The 25,113-nt window shown below is 67.0% G+C and carries 24 protein-coding genes; 11 read left to right on the top strand and 13 right to left on the bottom strand.

Features of this window, described 5'->3' with window-relative positions; translation table 11 throughout:
• Positions 1-4: 4 nt before the first annotated feature.
• From ACFXN1_RS06110 to ACFXN1_RS06075, 8 genes are all read right to left on the bottom strand, one after another.
• The gene (locus ACFXN1_RS06110; protein WP_379440896.1) at positions 5-2,476 is read right to left on the bottom strand and encodes an NADH-quinone oxidoreductase subunit G; all 2,472 of its coding nucleotides are present in this window, start codon (positions 2,474-2,476) and stop codon (positions 5-7) included.
• Positions 2,473-3,792 carry an NADH-quinone oxidoreductase subunit NuoF gene (gene nuoF, locus ACFXN1_RS06105; RefSeq protein WP_379440897.1) on the bottom strand — a complete coding sequence of 440 codons (1,320 nt, stop codon included), beginning with the start codon at positions 3,790-3,792 and terminating at the stop codon, positions 2,473-2,475. The genes ACFXN1_RS06110 and nuoF overlap by 4 nt, the downstream gene beginning before the upstream one ends.
• Positions 3,789-4,505, bottom strand: a complete 717-nt coding sequence (gene nuoE / locus ACFXN1_RS06100; RefSeq protein WP_379440898.1) for an NADH-quinone oxidoreductase subunit NuoE — start codon at positions 4,503-4,505, stop codon at positions 3,789-3,791. Before nuoE ends, nuoF begins: the two co-directional genes overlap by 4 nt.
• A complete protein-coding gene (nuoD, locus tag ACFXN1_RS06095; RefSeq protein ID WP_379397016.1) occupies positions 4,502-5,833 on the bottom strand; it encodes an NADH dehydrogenase (quinone) subunit D in 1,332 nt (443 codons plus the stop codon). Before nuoD ends, nuoE begins: the two co-directional genes overlap by 4 nt.
• Entirely contained in the window at positions 5,833-6,582 is a 750-nt protein-coding gene (locus ACFXN1_RS06090) for an NADH-quinone oxidoreductase subunit C (RefSeq protein WP_379440899.1), read from the bottom strand. The genes nuoD and ACFXN1_RS06090 overlap by 1 nt, the downstream gene beginning before the upstream one ends.
• On the bottom strand, positions 6,579-7,133 hold the full coding sequence (locus ACFXN1_RS06085; RefSeq protein ID WP_379381074.1) for a NuoB/complex I 20 kDa subunit family protein: 555 nt from the start codon (positions 7,131-7,133) through the stop codon (positions 6,579-6,581). The genes ACFXN1_RS06090 and ACFXN1_RS06085 overlap by 4 nt, the downstream gene beginning before the upstream one ends.
• Before the next feature lie 74 nt (positions 7,134-7,207).
• Positions 7,208-7,588, bottom strand: coding sequence for an NADH-quinone oxidoreductase subunit A (locus ACFXN1_RS06080; protein ID WP_033090134.1), 381 nt, complete (start codon positions 7,586-7,588; stop codon positions 7,208-7,210).
• Between the two features lie 328 nt (positions 7,589-7,916).
• Positions 7,917-8,336: a hypothetical protein gene (locus ACFXN1_RS06075; protein ID WP_379440900.1), complete on the bottom strand. Its 420-nt coding sequence runs from the start codon at positions 8,334-8,336 to the stop codon at positions 7,917-7,919.
• Between the two features lie 208 nt (positions 8,337-8,544).
• On the opposite strand from ACFXN1_RS06075, the gene ACFXN1_RS06070 reads away from it, so the two are divergent.
• The 3 genes from ACFXN1_RS06070 to ACFXN1_RS06060 all read left to right on the top strand — a co-directional run bounded on the left by ACFXN1_RS06070 (position 8,545) and on the right by ACFXN1_RS06060 (position 11,293).
• A complete protein-coding gene (locus ACFXN1_RS06070; RefSeq protein ID WP_379441004.1) occupies positions 8,545-9,741 on the top strand; it encodes an FHA domain-containing protein in 1,197 nt (398 codons plus the stop codon).
• A gap of 208 nt (positions 9,742-9,949) precedes the next feature.
• A complete protein-coding gene (locus ACFXN1_RS06065) occupies positions 9,950-10,381 on the top strand; it encodes a CBS domain-containing protein (RefSeq protein WP_379441006.1) in 432 nt (143 codons plus the stop codon).
• An 81-nt stretch (positions 10,382-10,462) separates the two neighbouring features.
• A complete protein-coding gene (locus ACFXN1_RS06060) occupies positions 10,463-11,293 on the top strand; it encodes a dienelactone hydrolase family protein (RefSeq protein WP_379441007.1) in 831 nt (276 codons plus the stop codon).
• Positions 11,294-11,497: 204 nt separating this feature from the next.
• On the opposite strand, the gene ACFXN1_RS06055 is transcribed toward ACFXN1_RS06060, so the two are convergent.
• Positions 11,498-11,986, bottom strand: a complete 489-nt coding sequence (locus ACFXN1_RS06055; protein WP_379441009.1) for a hypothetical protein — start codon at positions 11,984-11,986, stop codon at positions 11,498-11,500.
• Between the two features lie 549 nt (positions 11,987-12,535).
• Between ACFXN1_RS06055 and ACFXN1_RS06050 the strand changes: the two genes are divergently transcribed.
• The 4 genes from ACFXN1_RS06050 to ACFXN1_RS06035 all read left to right on the top strand — a co-directional run bounded on the left by ACFXN1_RS06050 (position 12,536) and on the right by ACFXN1_RS06035 (position 17,508).
• The gene (locus ACFXN1_RS06050; RefSeq protein WP_379463509.1) at positions 12,536-13,816 is read left to right on the top strand and encodes an ATP-binding protein; all 1,281 of its coding nucleotides are present in this window, start codon (positions 12,536-12,538) and stop codon (positions 13,814-13,816) included.
• Between the two features lie 396 nt (positions 13,817-14,212).
• Complete coding sequence (locus ACFXN1_RS06045; RefSeq protein ID WP_379441012.1) at positions 14,213-15,373, top strand: helix-turn-helix domain-containing protein; 1,161 nt, start codon at positions 14,213-14,215, stop codon at positions 15,371-15,373.
• A gap of 204 nt (positions 15,374-15,577) precedes the next feature.
• Positions 15,578-15,868, top strand: a complete 291-nt coding sequence (locus ACFXN1_RS06040; protein ID WP_379441014.1) for a hypothetical protein — start codon at positions 15,578-15,580, stop codon at positions 15,866-15,868.
• Positions 15,869-16,002: 134 nt separating this feature from the next.
• Positions 16,003-17,508, top strand: a complete 1,506-nt coding sequence (locus tag ACFXN1_RS06035; RefSeq protein ID WP_379463508.1) for an FAD-binding oxidoreductase — start codon at positions 16,003-16,005, stop codon at positions 17,506-17,508.
• Positions 17,509-17,576: 68 nt separating this feature from the next.
• Here ACFXN1_RS06035 and ACFXN1_RS06030 read toward each other — a convergent pair whose 3' ends face one another.
• Both ACFXN1_RS06030 and ACFXN1_RS06025 read right to left on the bottom strand, forming a co-directional pair.
• The gene (locus ACFXN1_RS06030; protein WP_379463515.1) at positions 17,577-17,936 is read right to left on the bottom strand and encodes a MarR family winged helix-turn-helix transcriptional regulator; all 360 of its coding nucleotides are present in this window, start codon (positions 17,934-17,936) and stop codon (positions 17,577-17,579) included.
• A 102-nt stretch (positions 17,937-18,038) separates the two neighbouring features.
• The gene (locus ACFXN1_RS06025; protein WP_379441017.1) at positions 18,039-19,805 is read right to left on the bottom strand and encodes an MFS transporter; all 1,767 of its coding nucleotides are present in this window, start codon (positions 19,803-19,805) and stop codon (positions 18,039-18,041) included.
• 390 nt (positions 19,806-20,195) lie between these two features.
• Here ACFXN1_RS06025 and ACFXN1_RS06020 point away from each other — a divergent pair, with 390 nt between their 5' ends.
• Both ACFXN1_RS06020 and ACFXN1_RS06015 read left to right on the top strand, forming a co-directional pair.
• A complete protein-coding gene (locus ACFXN1_RS06020; RefSeq protein ID WP_379463507.1) occupies positions 20,196-20,879 on the top strand; it encodes an MspA family porin in 684 nt (227 codons plus the stop codon).
• A 195-nt stretch (positions 20,880-21,074) separates the two neighbouring features.
• Positions 21,075-21,719 carry a hypothetical protein gene (locus tag ACFXN1_RS06015; RefSeq protein WP_379463506.1) on the top strand — a complete coding sequence of 215 codons (645 nt, stop codon included), beginning with the start codon at positions 21,075-21,077 and terminating at the stop codon, positions 21,717-21,719.
• On the opposite strand, the gene ACFXN1_RS06010 is transcribed toward ACFXN1_RS06015, so the two are convergent.
• Both ACFXN1_RS06010 and ACFXN1_RS06005 read right to left on the bottom strand, forming a co-directional pair.
• Positions 21,694-22,062: a MerR family transcriptional regulator gene (locus ACFXN1_RS06010; RefSeq protein ID WP_379441409.1), complete on the bottom strand. Its 369-nt coding sequence runs from the start codon at positions 22,060-22,062 to the stop codon at positions 21,694-21,696. The two genes, ACFXN1_RS06015 and ACFXN1_RS06010, sit on opposite strands and share 26 nt — an antisense overlap.
• A 94-nt stretch (positions 22,063-22,156) precedes the next feature.
• Entirely contained in the window at positions 22,157-23,032 is an 876-nt protein-coding gene (locus ACFXN1_RS06005; RefSeq protein ID WP_379441408.1) for a LysR family transcriptional regulator, read from the bottom strand.
• A gap of 123 nt (positions 23,033-23,155) precedes the next feature.
• Here ACFXN1_RS06005 and ACFXN1_RS06000 point away from each other — a divergent pair, with 123 nt between their 5' ends.
• Positions 23,156-24,604, top strand: a complete 1,449-nt coding sequence (locus ACFXN1_RS06000) for a form I ribulose bisphosphate carboxylase large subunit (RefSeq protein WP_364610746.1) — start codon at positions 23,156-23,158, stop codon at positions 24,602-24,604.
• Between the two features lie 16 nt (positions 24,605-24,620).
• Positions 24,621-25,043 carry a ribulose bisphosphate carboxylase small subunit gene (locus ACFXN1_RS05995; RefSeq protein WP_379396985.1) on the top strand — a complete coding sequence of 141 codons (423 nt, stop codon included), beginning with the start codon at positions 24,621-24,623 and terminating at the stop codon, positions 25,041-25,043.
• Positions 25,044-25,113 lie beyond the last annotated feature (70 nt).

Raw genomic sequence — 25,113 nt, 5'->3', positions numbered from 1 at the left:
CAGGTCACTCACGGTGGTCCTCCCGTCGGATGCGCACGAGGTGTCCGGGTGTGGTGCCGAGCTGCACCAGCACGTCGGAGCCGGGGGAATTCATGGGCAGCCACACCACGCGGTCGGGCATCTCGGTGATGACCAGGGGCAGGGTGATGTGGCCGTGATCGTTGCCGACCGTCACCGGATCGCCGGTGGTGGCGCCGATCTCGGCGGCCGTGTGCGCCGAGAGCCGCACCACCGGGGTGCGGGCGGTGCCGGCCAGGTTGGGTTCGCCGTCCTGGAGGCGGCCGCGGTCGACGAGCATGCGCCACGAGGCGAGCACCGCGGTGCCCGCATGCGGCTGGGCGACGGGGTGCGGGCGGTGCACCGGGGTCGCGGCGGGCGGGCCTTCCCACGCGCCCAGATCCGCCAATTCGGCTCGGGCACTGGCCGCGTCGGCCAGTCCGAGCCGGATCCCCATGTCCGTGGCGATGGCGTCGAGCACCCGGTATTCGGGCATCGGCGCGGCCTCGCGGCGCACGGTGGCGTCGCGCAGGGCGGCGTCGAACTGGCGGTGGCGGCCCTCCCAGGTGAGGAAGGTGCCGGTCTTCTCCATGGCCGAGGCGACGGGGAAGACCACGTCGGCGCGGTCGCTGATATCGCTGCGGCGCAGTTCCATCGACACCACGAAGCTCGCGGCGTCGATGGCCGAGAGGGCCGCGTGCGGGTCGGGCAGGTCGCCGACCTCCACCCCCGCGATGAGCAGCGCGCCCAGTGTCGGGGCGGCGGCCAGGATGGCGCTGGTGTCGCGGCCCGGAGCCGCGGGCAGATCGTCGACATTCCACGCGTCCCGGACCTGCTGGCGTGCAGCGGAATCCGCGACGGGGCGTCCGCCCGGCAGGAGCACCGGAAGTGCACCGGCCTCCAGCGCGCCGCGCTCACCGGCACGGCGGGGGATCCAGGCCAGGGCGGCTCCGGTCTCGTCGGCCAGGCGGGCGGCCGCGGACAGGCCACCCGGAATGCCGCCGAGACGTTCGCCGACCAGGATCAGGGCACCCGGCTCGCGCAGCAGGTCCGCGATCTCGCGCAGGCGGGTGTATCCGGCGGTGGCGGCATCGGTCTCACCGGTGCGGACCGCCTCCAGCACATGCGGTTCCGAGCCGGGCGCGGTGATCAGCAGGGTGCCGGACATGCGCTGCAGACCGCGGGTCATATAGGGGGCCAGCGAGTAGATCGGGGTGCCGTTCCTGCGGGCCGCCTTGCGCAGCCGCAGGTACACCATCGGCGATTCCTCTTCGGCCTCGAAGCCGGCGAGCAGCACGAACGGGGCGCGTTCGAGCGCCGCGTAGTCGACCGTGATGCCCTGTCCCGCAATGCGAGCCGCCAGGAAGTCGGCCTCCTCGCCGGAGTGCTCGCGGGCGCGGAAGTCGATGTCGTTGGTGTTCAACGCGATTCGCGCGAACTTGGAGTAGGCGTAGGCGTCCTCGAGCGTGACGCGGCCGCCGATGAGCACACCGGCATTGCCGCGTGCCGACGCCAGTCCGCGTGCCGCGGCCCTGATCGCCTCGGACCAGGAGGCGGGCTGCAGCGTCCCGTCCTTCCAGCTGCGCACCATGGGCGTGGTGAGCCGGTCCGGTTCGGTGGCGTACGCGAACGCGAAACGGCCCTTGTCGCAGTTCCATTCCTCGTTGACCTGCGGGTCGTCACCGGCGAGGCGGCGCATGACCTTGCCGCGGCGGTGGTCGGTGCGCTGGGCGCAACCCGAGGCGCAGTGCTCGCACACCGCCGGGCTGGACACCAGGTCGAAGGGCCGGGCGCGGAAGCGGTAGGTGGAGCCGGTGAGCGCGCCGACCGGGCAGATCTGCACGGTGTTGCCGGAGAAGTAGGAGTCCAACGGCTCCCCGGCGGCGATGCCGACCTGTTGCAGCGCACCGCGATCCATCAGTTCGATGAACGGGTCACCGGCCACCTGCTGGGAGAACCGGGTGCAGCGCGCGCACAGCACGCAGCGTTCCCGGTCCAGCAGGATGGCCGCCGACAGCGGAATCGGCTTGGGATAGGTGCGCTTCTCGCCGTCGAAGCGGGATTCGGCGCGGCCGGTGGACATGGCCTGGTTCTGCAGCGGGCATTCGCCGCCCTTGTCGCAGACCGGGCAGTCGAGGGGGTGGTTGATGAGCAGCAGCTCCATCACTCCCTCCTGGGCCTTGGCGGCGGCGGGCGAGGTCAGCTGGGTGTGGATCACCATGCCCTCGGCCACCGTCTGAGTGCAGGAGGCGACGGGCTTGCGCTGTCCCTCGATCTCGACCAGGCACTGCCGGCAGGCGCCGACGGGATCGAGAAGTGGATGGTCGCAGAACCGCGGGATCTGGGTGCCGATGAGTTCGGCGGCCCGGATCACCAAGGTGCCGGCGGGCACGGAAACCGTTGTGTCATCGATGGTTACGGTCACCATGTCGGTGGGGGTCACCCCGCCGCCGGTCGTGGAGCTCACTGTCGAGGTCATCGCGCTCCTTCAGCCCAGACGGTGGACCGGGCCGGGTCGAACGGGCAGGCGCCGAGGCGGATGTGCTCGGCGTACTCGTCGCGGAAGTACTTCAGGGAGGAGAAGATCGGGCTGGCCGCGCCGTCGCCGAGGGCACAGAAGGACTTGCCGTTGATGTTGTCGGCGATGTCGGCGAGCTTGTCCAGATCGGTCTCGTGGCCCCGGCCGTTCTCCAGCCGCTGCAGCAGCTGGACCAGCCAGTAGGTGCCCTCGCGGCAGGGGGTGCACTTACCGCAGGATTCGTGGGCGTAGAACTCGGTCCAGCGCAACACCGCCCGCACGACGCAGGTGGTGTCGTCGAAGATCTGGAGGGCCTTGGTGCCGAGCATCGACCCCGCGGCCGAGACGCCCTCGTAGTCGAGGGCGACGTCGAGGTGCTCGTCGGTGAAGATCGGGGTGGACGATCCGCCCGGGGTCCAGAACTTGAGGGTGTGGCCGGCGCGGATGCCACCCGCGTAGGTCAGCAACTCCCGCAACGTGATTCCGAGCGGCGCTTCGTACTGTCCCGGTCGCCTCACGTGACCGGAGAGCGAGTAGATCGTGAAGCCCGGCGACTTCTCCGTGCCGAACGACCGGAACCAGTCCACGCCATTGGCGATGATGGACGGCACGGACGCAATGGATTCCACATTGTTGACCACGGTCGGGCAGGCGTAGAGACCCGCCACCGCCGGGAACGGGGGACGCAGGCGCGGCTGGCCGCGGCGGCCCTCGAGCGAATCCAGCAGGGCGGTCTCCTCACCGCAGATGTAGGCGCCCGCACCGGCGTGCACCACGATCTCGAGGTCGAAACCCGAGCCCTGGATGTCACGGCCGAGATAGCCTGCGGCATAGGCCTGCTGGACCGCCGCCTGCAGGCGGCGCAGCACCGTCACCACCTCGCCGCGGACGTAGATGAAGGCATGCGAGGCGCGAATGGCGTAGGCGGCGATGATGACACCCTCGACGAGGGTGTGCGGGCTCGCCAGCATGAGCGGAATGTCCTTGCAGGTACCGGGTTCCGACTCGTCGGCATTGACCACCAGGTAGTGCGGCTTGGTGGTGCCGTCGGGTCCGGGGCCCTGCGGGATGAAGCCCCACTTCATGCCGGTCGGGAAGCCCGCGCCGCCGCGGCCGCGCAGGCCGGAGTCCTTCACCGTGGCGATGACCTCGTCCGGGTTCATGCGCAGCGCCTTCGGCAGTGCGCGGTACCCGCCCTGGCCGCGGTAGGCCGCCAGGGTCCAGCCCTCCGGGTCCGCCCAGTGCTTGGAGAGGACGGGAGTCAGAGCGGTCGTCACTGCGCGCCTCCGTCGGTCGACTTCTGTTCCGCGACATGCAGATCCCGTTCGGCGACATGCAGGCCCGCAAGGGTGGCGGGTCCGGCGGCGCCGTCGGTGGCCCCGGGCCGCTGGTCCTCGTATCCGGCGAGAATGCGGGCCGTTTCGCGGAAGGTGCACAACGGGATGCCGCTGCGCGATCCGGTCACCGGTTCCCCGCGCCGCAGCGAATCCACCAGTCCCTTGGCCGATTCCGGGGTCTGGTTGTCGAAGAACTCCCAGTTGACCATGACGACCGGCGCGTAATCGCAGGCCGCATTGCACTCGATGTGCTCGAGGGTGACCGCGCCGTCGGCGGTGGTCTCCCCGTGCGTGATTCCCAGGTGCTGATTCAGCTCCGAGAAGATCTGATCGCCGCCCATGACCGCACACAGTGTGTTCGTGCAGACACCGACGTGATAGTCACCGGTCGGCGTGCGCCGGTACATCGAGTAGAACGTGGCCACCGCGGTGACCTCGGCATCGGTCAATCCCAGCTGCTCGGCACAGAATTCGATGCCGGTCCCGGAGACGTACCCCTCCACCGATTGCACCAGATGCAAAAGGGGAAGCAGTGCAGAACGCGCGTGGGGGTACCGGTCGATGATCTCCCGGGCCTCGAGTTGCAGGCCCTCGCGCACCTTCTCCGGGTAGGGAATCGGCCGCGTGGTCAGGTTGAGCAGGATCTCGGTCATCGGTCGACACCACCCATCACGGGGTCGAGGGAGGCGACGGACGCGATCACGTCGGCCACCAGGCCGCCCTCGCACATCGCCGCCACCGCTTGCAGATTCGTGAAGGAGGGGTCGCGGTAGTGGACCCGGTAGGGCTGGGTGCCGCCATCGCTCACCATGTGCACGCCCAGCTCGCCGCGCGGGGATTCGACCGCCACGTACACCTGGCCGGGCGGGACGCGCAGGCCCTCGGTCACCAGTTTGAAGTGGTGGATGAGTGCCTCCATGGAGGTGCCCATGATCTTGCCGATGTACTGCGGCGAATTGCCGAGGCCGTCCGGCCCGAGCTGCAGATCGGCAGGCCATGCAATCTTCTTGTCCTCCACCATGACCGGGCCCGGCCGCAGCTTGTCGAGGCACTGCTCGACGATCTTGACCGACTCCTTCATCTCGTTGACGCGGATGAGGTAGCGGCCGTAACAGTCGCAGCCGGTGTCGACCTGGACGTCGAACTCGTAGTTCTCGTAACCGCAGTAGGGCTGAGACTTGCGCAGGTCGTGCGGCAGGCCGGTGGCGCGCAGTACCGGACCCGTGATGCCCAGCGCCATGCACCCGGTGAGGTCCAGGTAACCGACATTGCGGGTACGGGCCTTCCAGATGGGGTTCTGGTTGAGCAGAAGTTCCATGTCCCGCAGGCGCTTCGGCAGCAGGTCCAGCAGCTCGCGCACCTTCTGCACGCCGTCGTCCGGCAGATCCTGGGCGATACCGCCGGGCCGGATGAAGGCGTGGTTCATGCGCAGACCGGTGATGGTCTCGAACACGTCCAGGATCAGCTCGCGTTCCCGGAAGCCGAACAGCATGGGGGTGAGCGCACCCAGCTCCATGCCGCCGGTCGCCAGCGCGACCAGATGCGAGGAGATGCGGTTGAGCTCCATGAGCATCACCCGGATGACATTGGCGCGCTCGGGGATGTCGTCGGTGATGTCCAGCAGCTTCTCGACCGCCAGGCAGTACGCCGTCTCGTTGAAGAACGGCGCCAGGTAGTCCATGCGGGTCACGAAGGTGGTGCCCTGCACCCAGCTGCGGTACTCGAGGTTCTTCTCGATGCCGGTGTGCAGGTAGCCGATGCCGCAGCGGGCCTCGGTGACGGTCTCACCCTCGATTTCGAGAATGAGCCGCAGCACCCCGTGCGTGGAGGGGTGCTGCGGGCCCATGTTCACGACGATGCGTTCCTCGGCGACCCCGTTCAGGGCAGCGGAGATCTCGTCCCAGTCGTTTCCCACCACGGTGACCGTGTGTTCGGGTCGTTCCTCGGTGTTGCGACGGGACTTGGTGTCGATGTCGTTCATCAGCTGTACGTCCTCCGCTCGTCGGGCGGCGGGATGCGCGCGCCCTTGTATTCGACCGGGATCCCGCCGAGCGGATAGTCCTTGCGCTGCGGGTGGCCACGCCAGTCGTCGGGCATGGCGATGCGGGTCAGCGAGGGGTGACCGTCGAACAGGATGCCGAAGAAGTCGTAGGTCTCCCGCTCGTGCCAGTCCACGGTCGGATAGACCGCGTACAGCGAGGGCAGGTGCGGATCGTTGTCCGGCACCGAGACTTCCAGCCGCACCCGGCGGTTGTGGGTGATGGAGTTGAGGTGATACAGCGCGTGCAACTCGCGCCCGGTTTCCTCGGGGTAGTGCGCGCCGCTGACACCCAGGCACAACTCGAACCGCAGGGCTTCGGTGTCGCGCAGCGTCTTCGCCACCAGCACCAGGTGCTCGCGGCGGATGTGCAGGGTCAGCTCGCCACGGAAGACGACGATCTTCTCCACGGCCTCGTCGAAGGTCCTCGCGAGCGCCAGGCGCAGATTCGCGATGATCTCGTCGAAGACGGGACCGTAGGGCGCGGGCGTGCCGCCGGGCATGGCGACCGTGCGGACCAGCAGGCCGTAGCCGGAGGTGTCGCCGGTGCCGGAGACACCGAACATGCCCTTGCGGACGCCGATCACCTCGTCCGCGGGCTCGGCGGCTTCGGTTGTCTCCGGGGTGTTCTCAGTCGGTTCCACCGCCGCCTCCGGGGGGCTCTCCGTGCCGGTAGGTGCATCAAAGGTCATCGCAGCAGCCCCTTCAACTGAATGGTCGGGGTGCTGGCGAGCGCGGCGCGCTCGGCCTCGCGCACGGCTTCCTCGCGATTGACGCCGAGCGGCATCTCCTGAATCTTCTCGTGCAGCTTCAGGATCGCGTTCAACAGCATCTCCGGCCGCGGCGGGCAGCCGGGCAGGTAGATGTCGACCGGCACGATGTGGTCGACGCCCTGCACGATGGCGTAGTTGTTGAACATGCCGCCCGAGGATGCGCAGACACCCATGGCCAGCACCCATTTCGGTTCGGTCATCTGGTCGTAGACCTGGCGCAGCACCGGGGCCATCTTCTGGCTCACCCGGCCCGCGACGATCATCAGATCGGCCTGGCGCGGCGAGGCGCGGAACGCCTCCATGCCGAAGCGGGCGATATCGAATCGCCCGCCGCCGGTGGCCATCATCTCGATCGCGCAGCATGCCAGGCCGAACGTCGCCGGCCAGAGCGAACTCTTGCGCATATAGCCGGCGAAATCTTCCACCGTGCTCAGCAGGAACCCGCTGGGCAGCTTCTCCTCGAGACCCATGTCGGACTACATCTCCCGGATCGTTACACCCCGCCTCGCACGGGGCGTGTCATTGGAAATCCCCTGTGCGCCAATCAATCCCAGCTGAGGCCGCCGCGCCGCCACTCGTAGGCGTAGGCGACCGAGACGTTGAAGATGAACAACGCCATGGCGGCCAGTCCGAACACTCCGAGCGCATCGAAGTGCACTGCCCACGGGTAGAGGAAAACGATCTCGATGTCGAAGATGATGAACAGCATGGCGGTGAGGTAGTACTTCACCGGAAAGCGCTGGCCCGCAGCATTTCCCGGCCCGCCCGCGACAGCGTGGGGGGTGGGTTCGATACCGCATTCATAGGCTTCGAGCTTTGCCCGGTTGTAGCGTTTGGGGCCGATCAGGGCCGCCAGGAAAATGGAGAACACCCCGAACGCGGCGGCCACCGCGCCGAGAACCAGGGTCGGCACCTCGATATTCACAACAGCACTACCCCTCCTGCGAGCTGGACGACGCAATACGGACGGCAGCTGCCGAGGCGCGGGCTGACATCGTCGTCCGCCGGCCAGTCTCGTTCCCCGGGCACCGCTCAGCGACGACACGGACGATCGGGGAGTGAGGCGGCGGCTTCATTGATACCGATGCCCGCGCTCGTGTGAGCTACGGCACAGCCTACAACTCGGATGAGAAGATACATCACGATTCGCAATCGCGTTTGATCGAATTCGGAACGGTCTTTTATGACCGATCGGACGCAATCGCGAATGTCACGTGACAGGGGTTTGCCCTGATCACGAGGGCGAACGAAGATCAGGCCGCGAAGCTATTACCGAGCACACCCAGGACAGTGTCGGTGAGCCGGATAGGGTCGATGGGGTGGGGCACCGCGGCCTCGGCGCGCGACCAACTGGCCAGCCAGGCGTCGTCCGGGCGGCCGGTCAGCACGACGATCGGCGGGCAGTCCGCGATCTCGTCCTTGAGCTGCTTGGCCAGGCCGAGACCGCCCTCGGGGGCCGACTCACCATCGAGGATCAGCAGATCCAGATTGCCGGCGTCCACGCGCTCGAGGACAACCGGCCCGGTCGCCACCTCGAGATATTCGATGGGCGGCAGATCCGGGTGCGGCCGTCTGCCCAGCGCCAGCATCACCTGGCTCCGGGTATCGGCGTCATTGCTGTAGACGAGGACCCGCACCGCGGCGGGACGTTTCGCATCGGCCACGTTCCGCATGCTACGTCCCTGGTGGGGGAGTACGGGGCAGCTTCGCCCGAAGTCGCGCGCGCGTCGCGGAATCGCCTGTCGCGCGCTACGTCGATGGCCGATTGTTCGTAATTCGCGATCGGTACCATCCAGCGAATGAGGGGATACATCACGCAGCGCCTCATCGAAACCGACGTGCGGACCGACGGGTCGGTGGGGCTGGCGGGGGCCGGGTGAGATGAGCGCGTGGGTCGAGGTGGTGCCGGGCAGCCACCTGGTGGCCAGTGTGGACGGCGTGGTCGTGGTTGTCGCACACCGGGATTCGCGGCCGCTGACCGCCGAATCCGACGCCGTGGCGGTGCTCGACAAGCTGCTGGATCTGGTCGCCGAGGCGTCGTCGCGGGAGACCCGGCGGACCGGGCGGACCTTCGCCCGGTTGGTCAGCACCTGGCTGATGGCTCGCGACGACGAGGAGAACGTCGAATTCGGGGTGCTCACGCCGGGTAGCCGCGGGCTGGCCGTATTCCTACACGGGCAGGTCACCGCGATCCTGGAGGGTGAGCAGCGCCGCGAGGTACTGCACGGGCGCGACGCGGGATTCAGCGTCGATCGGGTGGTCAGCCCCGCGCCCGCGCCGGCTGCGGCGGTCTTCGTGGACGACGGCGAGCCGCGGGCGACGCTGCTGCCGCCGGGTGTTTTCGCACTGCGCGATGGGCGGGTGCCCGGGTCCGGGGCGGTGATGTGGCGGGAGGACGCATCCGACACACCGGTCGGTGGTGTGTCGGCGGGAGCACGCAGTTCCGGGGCACGCACGAATCCTGATCGCCGCGTGCGGCAATCGAGACGCAACGGGCAGCCGGCGAACGAGCCTGCAAGGTCGGGGGACGCCGTGTCCGGCAGTGCAGGCAAGAATGCATCGCGCGCCACTCGGGTCGGGGTCGTCGTGCACGGATACGATTGCGCGCGTGGGCATCTCAACGATCCGCGCGTGCCCCTCTGTGCGGTGTGCGGCATTCGGATGGAGCCGGTGACCTGTGTGCTCACCGAGGGCATCCGGCCGCCGCTGGGTGTGCTGCTGCTCGATGACGGGACCTCGTATGCGCTCGACTGCGATCTGGTGATCGGGCGGGAGCCGGAACGATCCGATCAGGTGCGGCGCGGTGCGCAGGCGATTCGGATCCCCGACAGCTCGGGCGGCATGTCGCGGGTGCACGCCGAGATCCGGCTCGTGGGGTGGGACGTGCTGGTGATGGACCGCGGGTCGGCCAACGGCACCCACATTCGCCCGCCGGGCCGTCCGGATTGGGTGCCCGCGGCACCCGGACGGCCGACAGTGCTTGAACCGGGCAGTCAGCTACTTCTTGGCGGCCGCGTTTTTACCTTCGATTCCTCGATCAGCACAGGCCCATCACCTCAGGATCACCCGAGAATTTAGTCGGGTCCGGCGGACTTCGACGCGGCGACCACGGCAGATCGGGGCCATTTAGCAAATATTCAGATAACTCTGTTGCCGGAAGTTGGCACGCGGGTCTCGATGCACACGCATCCGGTTAGGCATCGAATCGCAATCTTTGCTGGTCACGCCCGGTTATCAGCGGCATCCTAGTAACCACGGATAGTCCCGAGCGTTGGGCGGTGGACACATGCGAATCTCCGAAATACTGCGCCGGAAGGGCAGCGGCGTGGTCACGATTGCACCGGATGCATCAGTGCGTGAACTGCTCAGAGTCCTGGCGACCCACAATGTGGGGGCGGTGATCGTCTCGCGAGACGGTGCCGCCATGTCGGGCATCGTCTCCGAACGAGACATCGTGCGCCGACTCCATGACCAAGGCGCTGCACTCCTCGACGCCGCCGTCTCCTCGATCATGACCGCCGCCGTGCACACCTGCTCGCCCGACGACCGCGTGGAAACCCTCAACGCCACCATGACCGAGCACCGGATCCGCCACCTCCCGGTCCTCCGCGACGGCCGGATGATCGGCATCGTCAGCATCGGAGACGTCGTCAAAAGCCAGATCTCCGAACTCGAAACCGAGCGCGAAGCCCTGGTCAAGTACCTGCAGCACGGCTGACGGATAAACACACTCGTTTCACCCGACTGCCTGCCCGATACGATCGAATCGATTCGTCGTATCGAGGAAGGCCCTGCGCCCGTGCAGTCCGAAAACCCAACGCCTGACGACACTCTGGGCGATTTCACCAAGCGCACCATTGCACTGGAAGGCGCGGACAAGACCGTCTATGTGGCAGGCAGCGGGCCGGCGGTGATCGTCATGCCGGAGATGCCCGGCATCAGCCCCGACGTGCTGCGCTTCGCACGGTGGGTCCGCGACGCGGGCTTCACCGTCTACGTGCCCTCACTGTTCGGTGTGGACGGCGCGTACCCGACGGTCGAACTGGGTGACCCGATCGCACGGAAGACCTGCGTCAGCAAGGAGTTCCGAGCCTTCGCCGGCGGGGGTACCAGCCCCGTCGCCGTGTGGCTGCGCGCCCTGGCCCGCCTGGCCCACGCCGAATCCGGCGGCCCCGGTGTCGGCGCGGTGGGCATGTGCTTCACCGGAAACTTCGCACTCACCATGACTCTCGAACCCGCGGTCATCGCCCCCGTCATCAACCACCCGTCCCTCCCACTCGACGACCCCGCCGGCCTCGAGCTCTCCCCGGAGGACGCGACCGCCATCGCCGCCCGCTTCGAACGCGACGACCTCCGCGCCCTCGCCTACCGCTTCGACAACGACAAATGGTGCACCGGCCAGCGTTTCGCCGCCTACACCCAACTCCTCGGCGACCGCTTCGACGGCCGAGTCCTCTCCGGCACCCACGCCAACCCCAACCCCCCACCGTTCTTCCAGCACATCGTCCAAACCCCCCACAGCGTCGTCACCGCCCATCTCGTCGACGAACAAGGCCACCCCACCCTCCAGGCCCGAGACGAAATCCTCGCCTACCTCCACACCCGCCTCCACCCCGAACCACCCGCGTAACCTCCCTCAGCCGCCGAAGTATCCGACCCCCGCCGGCCTACGCCGACGAGGGGTCCCGGACTGGTGACGATGGACGAGCCACTTCACGATGCTGCGCCCAGGCGACAGCACCATCGCCTATCAAGTCTCGGATGCTTTCACCGACTGATTCGCCGGGGTCCCAGTCGCTTTCACGCCAAACGATGGATGGCGGCGGCTCGGCCCTCACCAGCGGTTCTTGAGCCTTGCCGTCTTCATTGTCTGTTCGGCTTTCCGCGCAAACTCGCCCCCCGATTCACGGCGGTGCCTCCGCAGCGCAACGTCCACTGGTTCTGCGCCGACGATACGGAGGTGTACTCCCGGTAGCCCTTTGTGCGCGCCGTGCTTGGACATTCGGGTCACCACCGCGTCCCCGACGCGCAGGGGTTTGTTGAAGTTCGTCGGGACATACGCGAGGACCTGCATCGAGGCAGCGCCAGGTCTGTCGTAGGGCGTGAGGGAAACCACCCGAGGCAACGGCGACTTGTTCGGGCGCTCGGTGGACGCAGGTTCCCGGGTAGGACCGACGTCGGTCACCACAAACGTCCTGTCCGGCCATTTCTTCCGTCGTGTCGCCGCGTACCCGAGCGCGGCCGAATGATACGAGTGACCAGAAATTGCGAGCTTGACGCCATTTTCACCTTCCCCGCGAAGCTTCTGGCTGCTTTTACTCATTACCCTCACCTTCCCGCGAGTCGTCTGCGGGTAACGGCGTGCCCGCAGCTGTGCTGAACCCAGTTGAGCAGGGGACGTATCCGCTGCTCAGCATGCCATCACGCAGGGCAGACCGAGGCCGAACCCCGGTAAATCCGCCATATGCCGGCGGTGCTCGAGGCGATGCTCGAAAGGTGGCGGCGTCAGCAGTCGGCGCTGCTCCTACGGGCGGCGACGATCGGGCCGCGGATTCAGCTGATCGAACGTCTAGTACGGTTTTCCGGGCTGTATCCGTGGCAGTGGACTGCGGAGGACGGGAAGGCGTTAATCAACTCTTTGCGTAGTCGGGTGCGGCCGATCGGTGTCCACTGCGCTGCTACGAGGTGGAGATCAGCCTGTTCCTGGAGCTTCTGCATGAACCCGCTACGGCTGGGTTTGCAAGAGTCCTGCAAGCTCGCCATGGTGACCAGCAGGGCCAGGAGCCGCATGAGCTGGGCTTGTTGTTCGCGCGTGGCGGTGTTGTCGGCGCAGCGGGGAGAATGGTGGTCCGCGATCGGGTGAGGTGATGTCATGGCTCTGTGGCGATTGCGTGACTTCCGAGAGGGCGATCTTGACCAAGCGCTTCGGATATGGGATCAGAACCGGCAGATCGACGATGCGACGCCGGTGTTTTCCATCTCCGAGGCGATGGCGGCGGCCCGGGGCGGCCAGGACGGCGTCGTGGCTGTGGTCGGTGAGGAGCTCGTCGGCATCGCGGTAGCGCAGGTCCATGAGGAGCGCGCCTGGGTGCTCCTGGTGGCCCTGGCAGGACGGTGGCGCGAGCGCGGGATCGGCAGCGCGTTGCTCGCCGAGCTCGAGCGACGACTGCGTGCGCAAGGGGTGCGCCGCATCAGCGCGCTGCTGCCCTCACACAGCACCGGAACCAAGGCCCTGGAGAACTCCGGTTACCTCGCTCGTAGCGACCTCACCTACTACGAACGGCCCGAGCCGTCCGGAGTGGCCAATGCAGACCTGCTCGCGCTGCTCGGAGGGCGGATGCTGCCTGTGGGACTGTGGAACCAGATGGCCGGCATGGAGCCGGAGAAGCGGATCGTCGAACAGCGGATCGTGCTGCCGCTGGCGGAACCCGCCTTGTCCGAGCGGTACAACGTCGCTCCGCCGAAGGCGTTCATCCTGTTCGGTCCCCCCGGGACCGGCAAAACGAGCTTCGCCAAGGCGGTGGCTTCCCGACTGAAATGGCCGTTCGTGGAGTTGTTTCCCTCCCGGCTCGCCGCAGCCACCAGCGAGGGGCTGGCCGCGGCCCTTCGGGAGGCGTTCGCGGACCTCGCCGAACTGGAGGCGGTGCTGCTGTTCATCGACGAGGTCGAGGAGATCGCTGGTGTGCGTTCCGGGCAAGCAGTCGATCCCGGGCACGGGGTCACCAATGAGCTACTCAAGCTGATCCCCGGCTTCCGTGAGCACGATGACAGGCTGCTGGCCTGCGCCACCAACTCGGTCCGCTCCCTCGACCCGGCGTTCATGCGACCTGGCCGCTTCGACTACATCATCCCGATCGGCCCGCCGAACTCGGCCGCGCGCGCGGCAATCTGGTCCCGCTATCTCGGCTCCGCCGCCGAATCGGTGGATGTGGCCGCGCTGGTCGCGGCGAGTGAGCTCTTTACCCCTGCCGACATCGAGTTCGCTGCCCGCAAGGGCTCGCAAGCGGCCTTCGAGCGCGAGGTCAGCCGGCGACTGGGCAAGCCGGCCATCACCGACGACTACCTGGACGCCATCGTCAACACGCGACCGACGCTCACCACGCAGGCCATCGAGGAGTTCACCGAGGACATCGAGACCTACAGCCGCCTCTGACCGGGGAGGAACCAGTTCAACTCAACCTCACGTCTGATGTCGATCCGTCGACTTCGCCCTGATGTTCTGCGGCTCCGCCCAATTGCAGGCATGGACCGAGCATCTCGCTGGCCGACAAGCCCTGCCCCACGACCGGAACACCCGGATTCAGGCCGTTGTCGATGCTCTGATCCCATAAGGCGATGTGGCTTCACCACAGGCATTTACAACCACCGCTACCGTGGCCGCCGAAATCCTCTGATGGAAGCCGCAATTGCCACCCCCGGATCACCGGCGGAGGCGGTATTGGCCGCGTGGGATCAGCGGGGCCGCTAGAGCTCACGGAATGCGTCCGGGGTACCGGCGAGCTTGGGCGGGATCGCTGCAGGGCTGGGACGGGGGATCTAGGCTGATTTCATGAGCGGGGATCTGGGTCAACGCTTGCAATCGGTTCGGAAACGGCGGGGGCTCACACAGCGGGAACTTGCTGCGAGCTCGGGTGTTTCGGTGTCGTTCATTCGGAAGATCGAGCAGGGGGAGCGGGACGATGCGCGCATCGAGACGCTACGGCGGCTCGCGGTGGGGTTGGGTTGTCCGCTCACGGCGCTCATAGGGTCCGAACCGAAGCCGCCGGAAAGCCGGAACGGGGAGCTCTGGGCCGAGACGCGGCGCGCGATCAGTACACCCCGCGAGCCTTCGTCCGACGAGCCGGTCACCGAAAATGATGTGGCTGCATCGCTGAGTTCGGCTGTGCGGCTGTATCACGACAACGATTACGGACAGCTCGCTCGGGTGCTGCCTGGACTGCTCGAGTACGGCGACACTGTTTCGCCGGGCCTGCGGTCGCGCATTCTGCAGCTGACCGGGTCGGTGATGGTGCAGACGCGTCAATTACGCACGGCCCGTATGGTTCTCGAACGCGCCCTGGTAGAGGCCGAATCGACAGATGAGGTACTCGACGCCGCGTCGGTCGTCGTCACGCTCTGCTGGCTGCTGCTGGTGGAGCGGCGATTTCAGCAGGTCGACGAACTCGCGATGCGCTGGGCCGATCGGATCGAGCCGCGGATGTCGACTGCCTCCCAGCGCGAGCTCTCCACCTGGGGCTGGCTGCTGTTGCGTGGTTCGGCCGCCGCCATCCGGGACAACCGGCCCGACGATGCCGGCGACATGATGCGCTTCGCCCAGGCCGCTGCGGTGGCGGTGGACCGGGAGCCCGCTGCGTACCAGGACTATTGGACATTCTTCGGCCCTGCAACGGTCGCGATGAAACGCGTCGAGAATGCCGTCATCGACGACCGCCCCGACCTCGCCCTGCGGCTCGCCCGCGACGTGCCGGCCGGGCTGCGGCCCACCTCCGACAACCGCAACCGCCATCTCCTCGATGTGGCACAGGCGCACATGGACCTCCATCGCGCCGACCCCGCCCTCGATATCCTGCTGCAGCTCTCGCGCGAGGCCGGTCCCTGGCTGGTCGAACAACGCCTCGCCAAGGACCTGCTCGCCCGCATGATCGGCAAACGGCGGACCCTCATCCACGATATGCGTGCTCTCGCCGACCTCATCCAGCTCGAATACTGACCGCTCTGTGTCACTTCCCGGTCGACCTCACCGGAAGTGCCATTGCCGCCGAAATGCTGTGGACCGATGCTGAACCCATCATCCGACGGCGGCGCGCACTATCGAGCAGTGAGAGGGCGGACTATGAATCCCGGGGCAATTGGCTATCTGCGGCAGGATGTGTCGGGGTCGCGGCGGCAGTGGGACGAAGCTCGGATTCGGGCGTTGGCTGCGCGGCTGGGCTATGACCTGCGCAGGATCGCGGTGTTCGGGCCGCATGCTGATCGGCCTGTTCATCGGCTGCGGGTGTTGGTTGCGAATCTGGGGGTCGATGCTGTGATCGTGCCGGGTCTCGAGCATTTCGAGAACGGTGAGCTGCCAGGGGATCTCGTGGAGCGGGCTGATGTGGTTACCGTGAGTCCGGAACAGACCTTCGCCCGGTGGCTCATTCCGCCCGACACTCCGGCTGATATGGGATCTCGTAGCGGGGCGGTCGACACACCCGGGCTCGATTGAGCGAATGAACAGTGGGTGAACCATGATCGAGTGGTGTTGTGTTGTCCGATGGGTATAGGTGGGTCGCGAACTTTGATATCTGAATCGAATAACCGGGCGGCGCACCGCATCTCGATCGGATTCGGGGGACCGTTGTGAGACCCCGCTTCGCACGCAGCGTGTTTCTGCGGGGTGCGCTCGGAATCGCGGTTGCCGGTGTCGGTTTCGCCGGAACCACCCGACTGCCCGCCTCCGACGCAGCGCCCGCCGCGGGCTCCTCCGACGGCACCGCCGGCTCCTCGGACAGCGCCTCGGGCTCCAGCACCGGCAGTGCCGACCCGAAATGGCGTGCGTTGCAGGACAAGCTGCGCGGCCGGGTGATACTGCCCGGCGATCTCGGATACCCGATGGCCAAAGAGGTCTTCAACACTCGTTTCGACGACGAGATGCCCACGGCCGTCGTGCAGGTCGCGGATGCCGCCGATGTGGCCACGGCCTTCGGCTTCGCGGCCGAGAACGATCTCGAGGTCGCGGCGCGGGCGGGCGGGCATTCCTACGCCGGGGTCTCCACGGCGACCGGCACATTGATTGTCGACGTCCGGCGGCTGCGCGGCGTCCGAGTCGAGGGCGGACAGGCCGTCATATCACCGGGCCACACCCTGTACGAGGTCTACGGGGAACTCGACCGGTCCGGGCAGAGCCTGCCGACGGGCATGTGTCCCAGCGTCGGCGTCGCGGGCCTCACCCTGGGCGGCGGGTTCGGCTTCGAGTCCCGCGCCCATGGTCTCACCTGTGATCGGCTCACCGCCGCCACCCTGGTCCTGCCCGACGGCACCATCACCGAGGTGTCCGCCACCGCGCGTCCGGACCTGTTCTGGGCGCTGCGCGGTGGCGGTTCACTGTTCGGCATCGTCACCTCCCTGACCTTCGACACCATCCCGGCGACCGCGAAAGACGTGGTGCGCCTGACCTTCTCGGGCGAGAACGCGGATCGCGTGATCGGTGGCTGGCAGGAGTGGCTGCGTGGCGCCGACCGCGAGCAGTGGGCCGATGTCAGCCTGGACGCCGACGGCGAGGGTGGCCTCCGCTGCTGGATGCAGCTGGTCTGCCCGGCAGGTTCGGCCGATACGGTGACGGCCGCGCTCATCGACGCAATCGGCGTCGCGCCTGCCGACATCGATACCCGCACCCTCAGCCATATGGACACCGTTCTGTATCTGGCAGGCGGCACGCCGGATCAGCCGCGCGCCGCCTTCACAAACGGCTCCGACATCGTCTCGGAACTCACCCCCGACACCATCGGCCGAGTGCTCGAGGCAGTCACCCGGTTCTCCAGCGTCGGCGGCACCGGCTGGGTGCAGATCAACACCCTCGACGGCGCGATCCGCGACCTGTCGCCCACCGCCACCGCCTTTCCCTGGCGAGACCACGCCGCCATGGTGGAATGGGGTGCCTACGAGCCGATCCCGCACGATGCCGCAATGGCCTGGCTCTCCGACGCCCACGCCACCCTCGCCCCCGATTCGGTCGGCGCGTACGTCAACTACCTGGAGCCCGGCGATCCGCTGTCCCGCTACTACGGCGACAACCACACCCGTCTGTCCGAGCTCCGCAATCGTGTGGACCCGGACAATCGGGTTCGTTCCGTTCTGACATCCTGACCACGCGCCCGACGGTGACCGGGCACGGGGGAGTGCGGCCAGACGTCGCCTCGCTGAGCGGGGCGACGTTACTGGTCGAGAGCCTCGATGAGGGTGTTGAGGCCGGATTTGACGGACGCGCGCTGGGCCGGGGTGAGGGATTCGAGGGCGCCGGCGAAGCGCTGGATACGGGCGGAGGTGAGGCCGGTGACCAGGTTGTGGGCGGCGGCCGTGGCGGTGAGGAGTTGGGCTCGGCCGTCTTCCGGGTCGGCGTCCCGGGTCAGGTAGCCGCCCTTTTCCAGGCCCGTCACTATGCGGGACATGGTTGGGGCGCTGACCCGTTCAATATTGGCGAGGTCGCCGAGGCGGAGGGGTCCGGAGCGGGCTACGGTCGCCAGGGCCGAGGCCGCCCCGGGGCTGAGGGCCCCGAGGTCGCCGGAGTGGCGCAACAAGCGTAGGAGGCGGCCGATCGAGTGGTACAGGTCGGCAGCTTCGGTGAGCTGGTCGGGGTCGGCGACGCTCGTGGGCTCGGGCAGCGTGATCTCCTCCGGTCAGATTCCCTCGCGGACGGCTTCACGCAGTTCGGCAGCCTCGTCCGGGACGGTGGGGCTACCGGCGAACCACGAGGCCACCGCGCCGATCAGCATCATAATCGCGGCTCCCAGGAAGACCACGACCAGACCCGAGTGGAACGGGCCAGAGATCAAGTGCGGGAAGAACTCCTGGCCCGTGAGGACGTCCTTGTGCACGCCCGGGTGGTCCAGGATGCCGGTCGGGCCCAGCAGCGCCTCGATCGGATTCACACCGAGGAAGGCCGCGAACAGGCTGCCGACCGGCGGCAGACCGGAGATGTTCTCCGCGACATTGGCGGGCACACCCTGCGCCTGCAGACCCGAATTCATGGCGCTCGGCAGCGTATTGGACAGACCGATGATCATGAGCGAGAAGAACACACCGATCGACAGCGCCATACCGCCATTGAGCAGCGTGCCGCGCATGCCGGACGCGACACCGCGCTGCGACGCCGGCACCGCGGACATGACCTCGGCGGTGTTGGGCGAGGCGAACATGCCCGAGCCCAGGCCGTTGAGCGCGATGACCACCGCGAACGCCCAGTAGGAGAAGTCCACCGGCAACACCACCAGCAGCACGAACGTCACCGCGGTGATCGCCATGCCGAGGGTCGCGAACAGCCGCGGGCCGTAGAGGTCGGACAGCTTGCCCGAAACCGGTCCGGCCACAAGGAATCCCACCGTCAGCGGCAGCAGGTAGATGCCCGCCCACAGCGGCGTGGACTCGTAGTCGAAGCCGTGCAGCGGCAGCCAGATGCCCTGCAGCCAGATGATCAGCATGAACTGCAGACCGCCACGACCCAGCGACGACATCAGGCCGGCCAGGTTACCGAGCCCGAACGCTCGGACCTTGAGCAGCGACAGGTGGAACATCGGCTGCTCCACCTTGGTCTCGATCCAGCAGAACAGCGCGAGCACCGCGATACCGCCGAACACAGCGGCCAGCACCCACGGGTTGGACCAGCCGGTATTCGAATCCCCGTACGGCTGAATGCCATAGGTGATGCCGGTGAGCAGGGCGGTCAGTCCGACCGCGAAGGTGACGGTGCCCGGAATGTCGAGCGAGCCCGCGTTGCGCTGACCGTTGTCGTGCAGCGACCGGTACGACCAGACGGTCCCGAGAATGCCGAACGGCACGCTCACCCAGAACACGGCCTTCCAGTCCCACTGTGCGAGCAGGCCGCCCAGCAGCAGGCCCAGGAACGAACCGGCCACGGCCGCAACCTGATTGATACCCAGCGCGAAGCCACGCTGTTCGGCGGGGAACGCGTCGGTGAGGATGGCGGCCGCGTTGGCCATGAGCATGGCGCCGCCGATGCCCTGGAACACACGCCATCCGATGAGCCACACCGCGCCGCCGCCGTGCGTGAACGGATCGAACGAGAGCGCGACCGCCGCGATCGTGAAGATCACGAACCCGTAGTTGTAGATCTTGACGCGGCCGACCATGTCACCGAGCCGCCCGAACATGACCACCAGCACCGCGGATGCGAGCAGGAAGCCCATCATCATCCACAGCAGGTAGCTGACATTGCCCGCCGCAAGCGGGTTGAGATCGATGCCCCGGAAGATGTCGGGAAGCGAGATGATCACGATCGAGGAGTTGATCGTGACCATGAGCATGCCCAGGGTCGTATTCGACAGGGCTACCCACTTGTAGTGCGGGTGGTCATGCTCGATTCGGAGTCGCCTCCGAATGGTCTGGACATCACCGGTATCCAAACCGGTGGTCGGGGCCGCAGCCATCAGAGCCTCCCGCAAGTCAACGAACGAACAGCGCCTGAATATAGTTACATGCCGCTAACTAATGAAATCGTGTGATGGCTCACTCACCGGAATCGCCTGCCGCGCACAGCCCACCGCCTGGAACGCGAGTTGTTGCGGTGCTGCGGATTCCGCGCGGCGCCCGAACTGTACGAGAATCAATCACTTTCCGAACGCGAGCGTGAATCAACAAGGGAGGCGGCTTCGGTGTCGATGTCCGTCGGGTCGACGGGGGTGGCCTGGTCGACACGCCTTGCTGTGACACCACCTGGCCGGTGGCACCGTTTAGGCTTGCGAAACGGTGTTCCTCCCGTGTGGGTTTGTTCCTGTGCTGTCGAGTTGCCTATCGTCGCGAACCGGAAGGCTCCAGGCATGCGACGTTCGTTCACCGGCGCCGTGGCCGCTACGGCCGCGGCAAATCTGGCCGTGGTGGGCCTGTGTACCGGTGGCCCCGGACTCGGCCGCGCCCAGCCGCCCGGCGCAGACGTCTCCGGTGGGGGAGTTCATGTGACGGCGTCGGTCGACAGCATCGAGGCGAACCCGCCCGGTGACCGGACACCGACCTTCCTCATGACGTTCTCGCATGCCGCGCAGATGTCCGGCGATTACTCGGTCACCGTCGACGGCGGCCCGATCACGTCCGGACGGGCGGTCGCGGGATTCATCCTCGGCTGCGGGATCAGTGTGGACGGCGGCTTCGGTGTCGAGATCGGCACCGATCAAAGGCTGGGAGTCAGGGTTTTCCCCTCGGCGGGCTTCCCCGGCGCCTCGGTCATCCTGCCCGGTACGGGTCGGCCCGCTGTCGGCGGGACTCTGGGCGTGGGCGAAGGCGTGTTCGCGAACGTGGGACCCGGCCAGGTCACTGTTGCGAGAACGGAGACGGCCCGCCTCGATGCCAACACGACGTTCCCGCATCACATCGCGTTCAACAATGCCGCGCTGAACATCGCCCAATGCGCCTCGCCGGTGTCGGCCGTCCCTTTCGTCACGACCACGGTGAGCACCGCCGAGGGACTCGCGCAGACCACCGCCTACGGCGACCAGTTCACGTTCTGAAACCCGACCGAATCGGGTCCTACGGGCGAGATCCTGTACCGGGTGGCCAGGCTCGTCCGCGGGCCCAACGGTGCAGGTAGCATGGGCTGCGCCCTCGCGCGTGATGTGCGCAGTTCGCACGATGCCGCGCTGCGGGGTGTCTGCTGCAAGTTCGGTTCTTCTCCGGATCTTCCCGACCACGTGAGGAGTTCGACGATGACGACTGTGGCACCAGCCAGTAACTGGCCTCTCATGCTCGGCAGCGCAGCGGTGTTTCCCGCCACGGACGGCGGCTTGATGGCACCGTTCATCTTGGTGGGCGACTCGGACGTGACGGCCGTCGATCCCGGTACCTTCGCTCGGCAACTCGACAGCCCGAGGTACTCGTTCCGGGAGGCGCTCCGCGCCGCCGGCGCCGATTTGATCCTGGTGTCGCTGGGCAGTAGTGACGCTCTCGACGGCTCCGCCCACCGCAGTGTGCTCGAGGTCCTGTTCCGCGCGATCGGCGAGCGCCTGGGCTCGACTCCGTTCACAGTGTGCGGGATCGGGCGCGGAGCCCTGCAACTGCGCTACACCCTGGCCAGGTGCGAGTGCGACCGCATCGACCACCAGACCGGGCAGTTCGTGTCCTACTCCAGCACTACCCCGACCGCCGCAGAGGCCGACGCGCTCAACAAGGTCGGCTCCTGGCCGGTCATCCCCCGCAGACTCGAGGTCGCAGGCCCCGGCATCACCGCGGACAGCTTCGACTACGAGAACAGCGCCTTCGACGACCTCATCACCGGCGCGGCAGCCAACCGGAACCCGCTGTTCACCGAAGAACTGGGCACCAACATCATCGAAGGGACCGTCGACCTATAGGACATGCGCCCCCGCCTGTGCCGGATCGGTAACCATCTGGACAGACACCGGGCCCGCTCGGCAAACGCTCGCCTTCACCACGCAAGGCGGGCGTTTGTCGTTCCCTTCCCCGCCGGACCGGTATCACTGGGGCCCCGACACCGCGATGGTGTTCATCGGGAGCATCCACCGCGATCCCGAGCCGACCCAATGTCCGGATCTCCCGAACCACGCGGACATCGTGCTCGGAATACTCGCGATACCCGTTCGCCGACCGCCGCAGCGAAGTCAACCCCATCGCCTCGTACCGTCGAATCGCTTTCGGGCTCGCGCCCGCCAACCGCGCGACTTCCCCAATTCTCACACCCGGACCGTAAACCCTGTCCCCAGGGACAATGTCAATCAGCTGTCGGGGACCGGGCGCGAGTTTCGTTGCTGGAAAACTCGGCGATCAGGTACTACGCACCGCGAAAGGCCTTGTCCGCCACCCTGTCCGGGTCGGTGATGTGGGAGAGGAACAGGCGGGCGGCGGGGGCTGGGGTGCGGGTGGTGACGACGTGCCAGGGGCGGTTGAGGGGGGTGCCCTCGACCGCGATGATTTCGAGCAGTCCGGCTGCCAGGTCGGTGGCGACGGCGTCGGAGTGGATGAGGGTGATGCCCAGGCCTTCGCGGGCGGCGGCCAGCGCCGCGCCGTGGGTGCCGAGAGTCAGTGTGGGCGGGCGGATTTGGAGGCGGTCGAAGAGGGCGAGGGTGGTGTCGCGGGTGCCGGAGCCTTTGCCGCGCAGGAGCCAGGTGGCCTCGCAGGGGTCGGGCCAGGCGTCGGGTGCGCCGACCACGACCAGCTGACAGGGGCGGCGCGCGCGGGTGACCAGTCCGGCGTCGCGGGGTGGGCGGCCGGCGATCACGAGATCGGTTTCGTGGTGGGTCAATTCGAGGTAGAGCACGTCGCGGGGCTGGATGGACAGGCCCAGTTCGATGTCCGGGTACCGCACGCGGAAGGACGCGAGCAGCCGGAGCAGCACGTATTCGCCGGCGGTCGCCACCACGCCGATACGCAACCGGCCGGTCTCGGCTTCCCGGACCGCGGCGTGTGCCTCCTTCATCAAGCCGAGGATGCTGCGGCAGTAGTCGGCGTAGACCCGGCCGGCCTCGGTGAGCGCGATACCCCGCCCGGATTTGGCGACGAGTTTCGCGCCGAGTTGTTTCTCGATGTGTGCTACGGCCGCGGAGGCCGCCGCTTCGGTGATGTGCAACTGTGCGGCCGCGCGGCGAATGCTGGAGTGCTTGGCAACGGCGAGAAAGGTTTCCATGCGCACTGCGCTCACCGTACCCATACTCAACGGTAGCAAACTCGACGAAAAGGTTGAGCGAGAACAGAAACAATCGAATTGTTTGTCGTTAACGGCCCGGTCATCCTGGGAATCACAAGTCGCCCAACCCGGTTCGCAGGAGGAATGATGGCCGGATCTGTCGATGATCAGCGCAGCCGGTGGGATCCGGGTGTGCAGTCGTACGCGTCGATGGGATACTACGCTCCCGACTATCAGCCCAAGGACACCGATGTCCTGGCGGTCTTCCGGGTGACGCCCCAGCAGGGCGTCGATCCGGTGGAGGCGTCCGCGGCGGTGGCGGGTGAATCATCCACGGCCACCTGGACGGTGGTCTGGACCGACCGGCTCACCGCGCACGAGCGCTACCAGGGCAAGTGCTACCGCGTCGACGAGGTTCCGGGCCGCAAGGGCGAGTACTTCGCCTATGTCGCCTACGATCTCGATCTCTTCGAGGAGGGTTCCATCACGAATCTCACCTCCTCGGTCATCGGCAATGTATTCGGTTTCAAACCGCTGCAGGCATTGCGGCTGGAGGACATGCGGATTCCCGTGGCGTATGTCAAGACCTTTCAGGGTCCGCCGCACGGAATCGTTATGGAACGGGAGTATCTCAACAAATACGGCCGCCCGCTGCTGGGTGCCACGGTGAAACCGAAACTCGGCCTGTCGGCCCGCAACTACGGCCGCGTGGTGTACGAGGCCTGCCGGGGCGGACTCGATTTCACCAAGGACGACGAGAACATCAACTCGCAGCCGTTCATGCGCTGGCGCGATCGCTACCTGTTCGCGATGGAGGGCGTCAACCGCGCCATCGCCGAAACCGGAGAAATGAAGGGGCATTATCTCAATGTCACGGCCGCCACGATGGAGGACATGTACGAGCGCGCGGAATTCGCGAAATCGCTCGGCAGCTGCATCATCATGATGGACCTGACGGTCGGCTACACCGCCATGCAGTCCATGTCGAAGTGGGCGCGGCGCAATGGCATGCTGCTGCACCTGCATCGGGCCGGGCACTCCACCTTCACCCGGCAGAAGACCCACGGCGTCAGCTTCCGGGTCCTGGCCAAGTGGTGCCGGCTGATCGGCGTGGATCACCTGCACGCGGGCACGGTCATCGGCAAGCTGGAAGGTGATCCGCACACGGTCAAGGGCTTCTATGACACGTTGCGTGACAACCACATTCCGATGAACCCGGTCAACGGCATCTTCTTCGACCAGGACTGGGCCAGCCTGCCCGGCGTCATGCCGGTCGCCTCCGGCGGCATCCACGCCGGCCAGATGCACCAGTTGCTGGACCTGTTCGGCGACGACGCCATCCTGCAGTTCGGCGGCGGCACCATCGGCCATCCGATGGGCATCGCCGCGGGCGCGGAAGCCAACCGGGTCGCTCTCGAAGCAGTGGTCAAGGCGCGCAACGAGGGTCGCGATCTGCTCAAGGAGGGCCCGGACGTGCTGCGCCGCGCCGCCGAGATCTGCCGCCCGCTCGATGTCGCGCTCGCCACCTGGGGTGATGTCACCTTCGACTACACCTCCACCGACGCCCCCGACGCCGTCCCGACGGCCTCCCGCTGAAAGTCGAGGAATCCCCATGCATCTGCGCCAAGGCACCTTCTCGCACCTGCCGGATCTCGACGACCCCGAGATCGCCGCGCAGGTCCGCTACGCCCTGCTCAACAACTGGCCGGTGTCCATCGAGTACACCGACGATCCACATCCGCGCAACAACTACTGGGAGATGTGGGGCCTGCCACTGTTCGATCTGGACGAGCCCGACGGGGTGCTCGCCGAGATCAACGCCTGCCGGGCCACGTTCCCGCGCCACTACATTCGCGTGAACGCCTACGACGCCTCCTACGGCCGGCAGACCACGGCGCTGAGTTTCCTCGTGCAGCGCCCGGCCCACGAGCCCGGTTTCCGCCTCGACCGGACCGAGTCCGACGATCGCCGTCAGCACTACGGCTTCCACGCCTACGCGCTCGACGACCGTCCGGGCCAAAGGTATGGCGGCTGAACAGCTTTCGGAACGGGAGGATATCGTGAGCGCGGAACGCCCCGTGGTACCGGGGGGGGTGGGCCACGCG

The organism is Nocardia sp. NPDC059154, assembly GCF_042755705.1.
GTDB lineage: Bacteria > Actinomycetota > Actinomycetes > Mycobacteriales > Mycobacteriaceae > Nocardia.
Note: the sequence above shows the minus strand (reverse complement) of the source record. Positions and strands in the feature narration are given on the sequence as shown.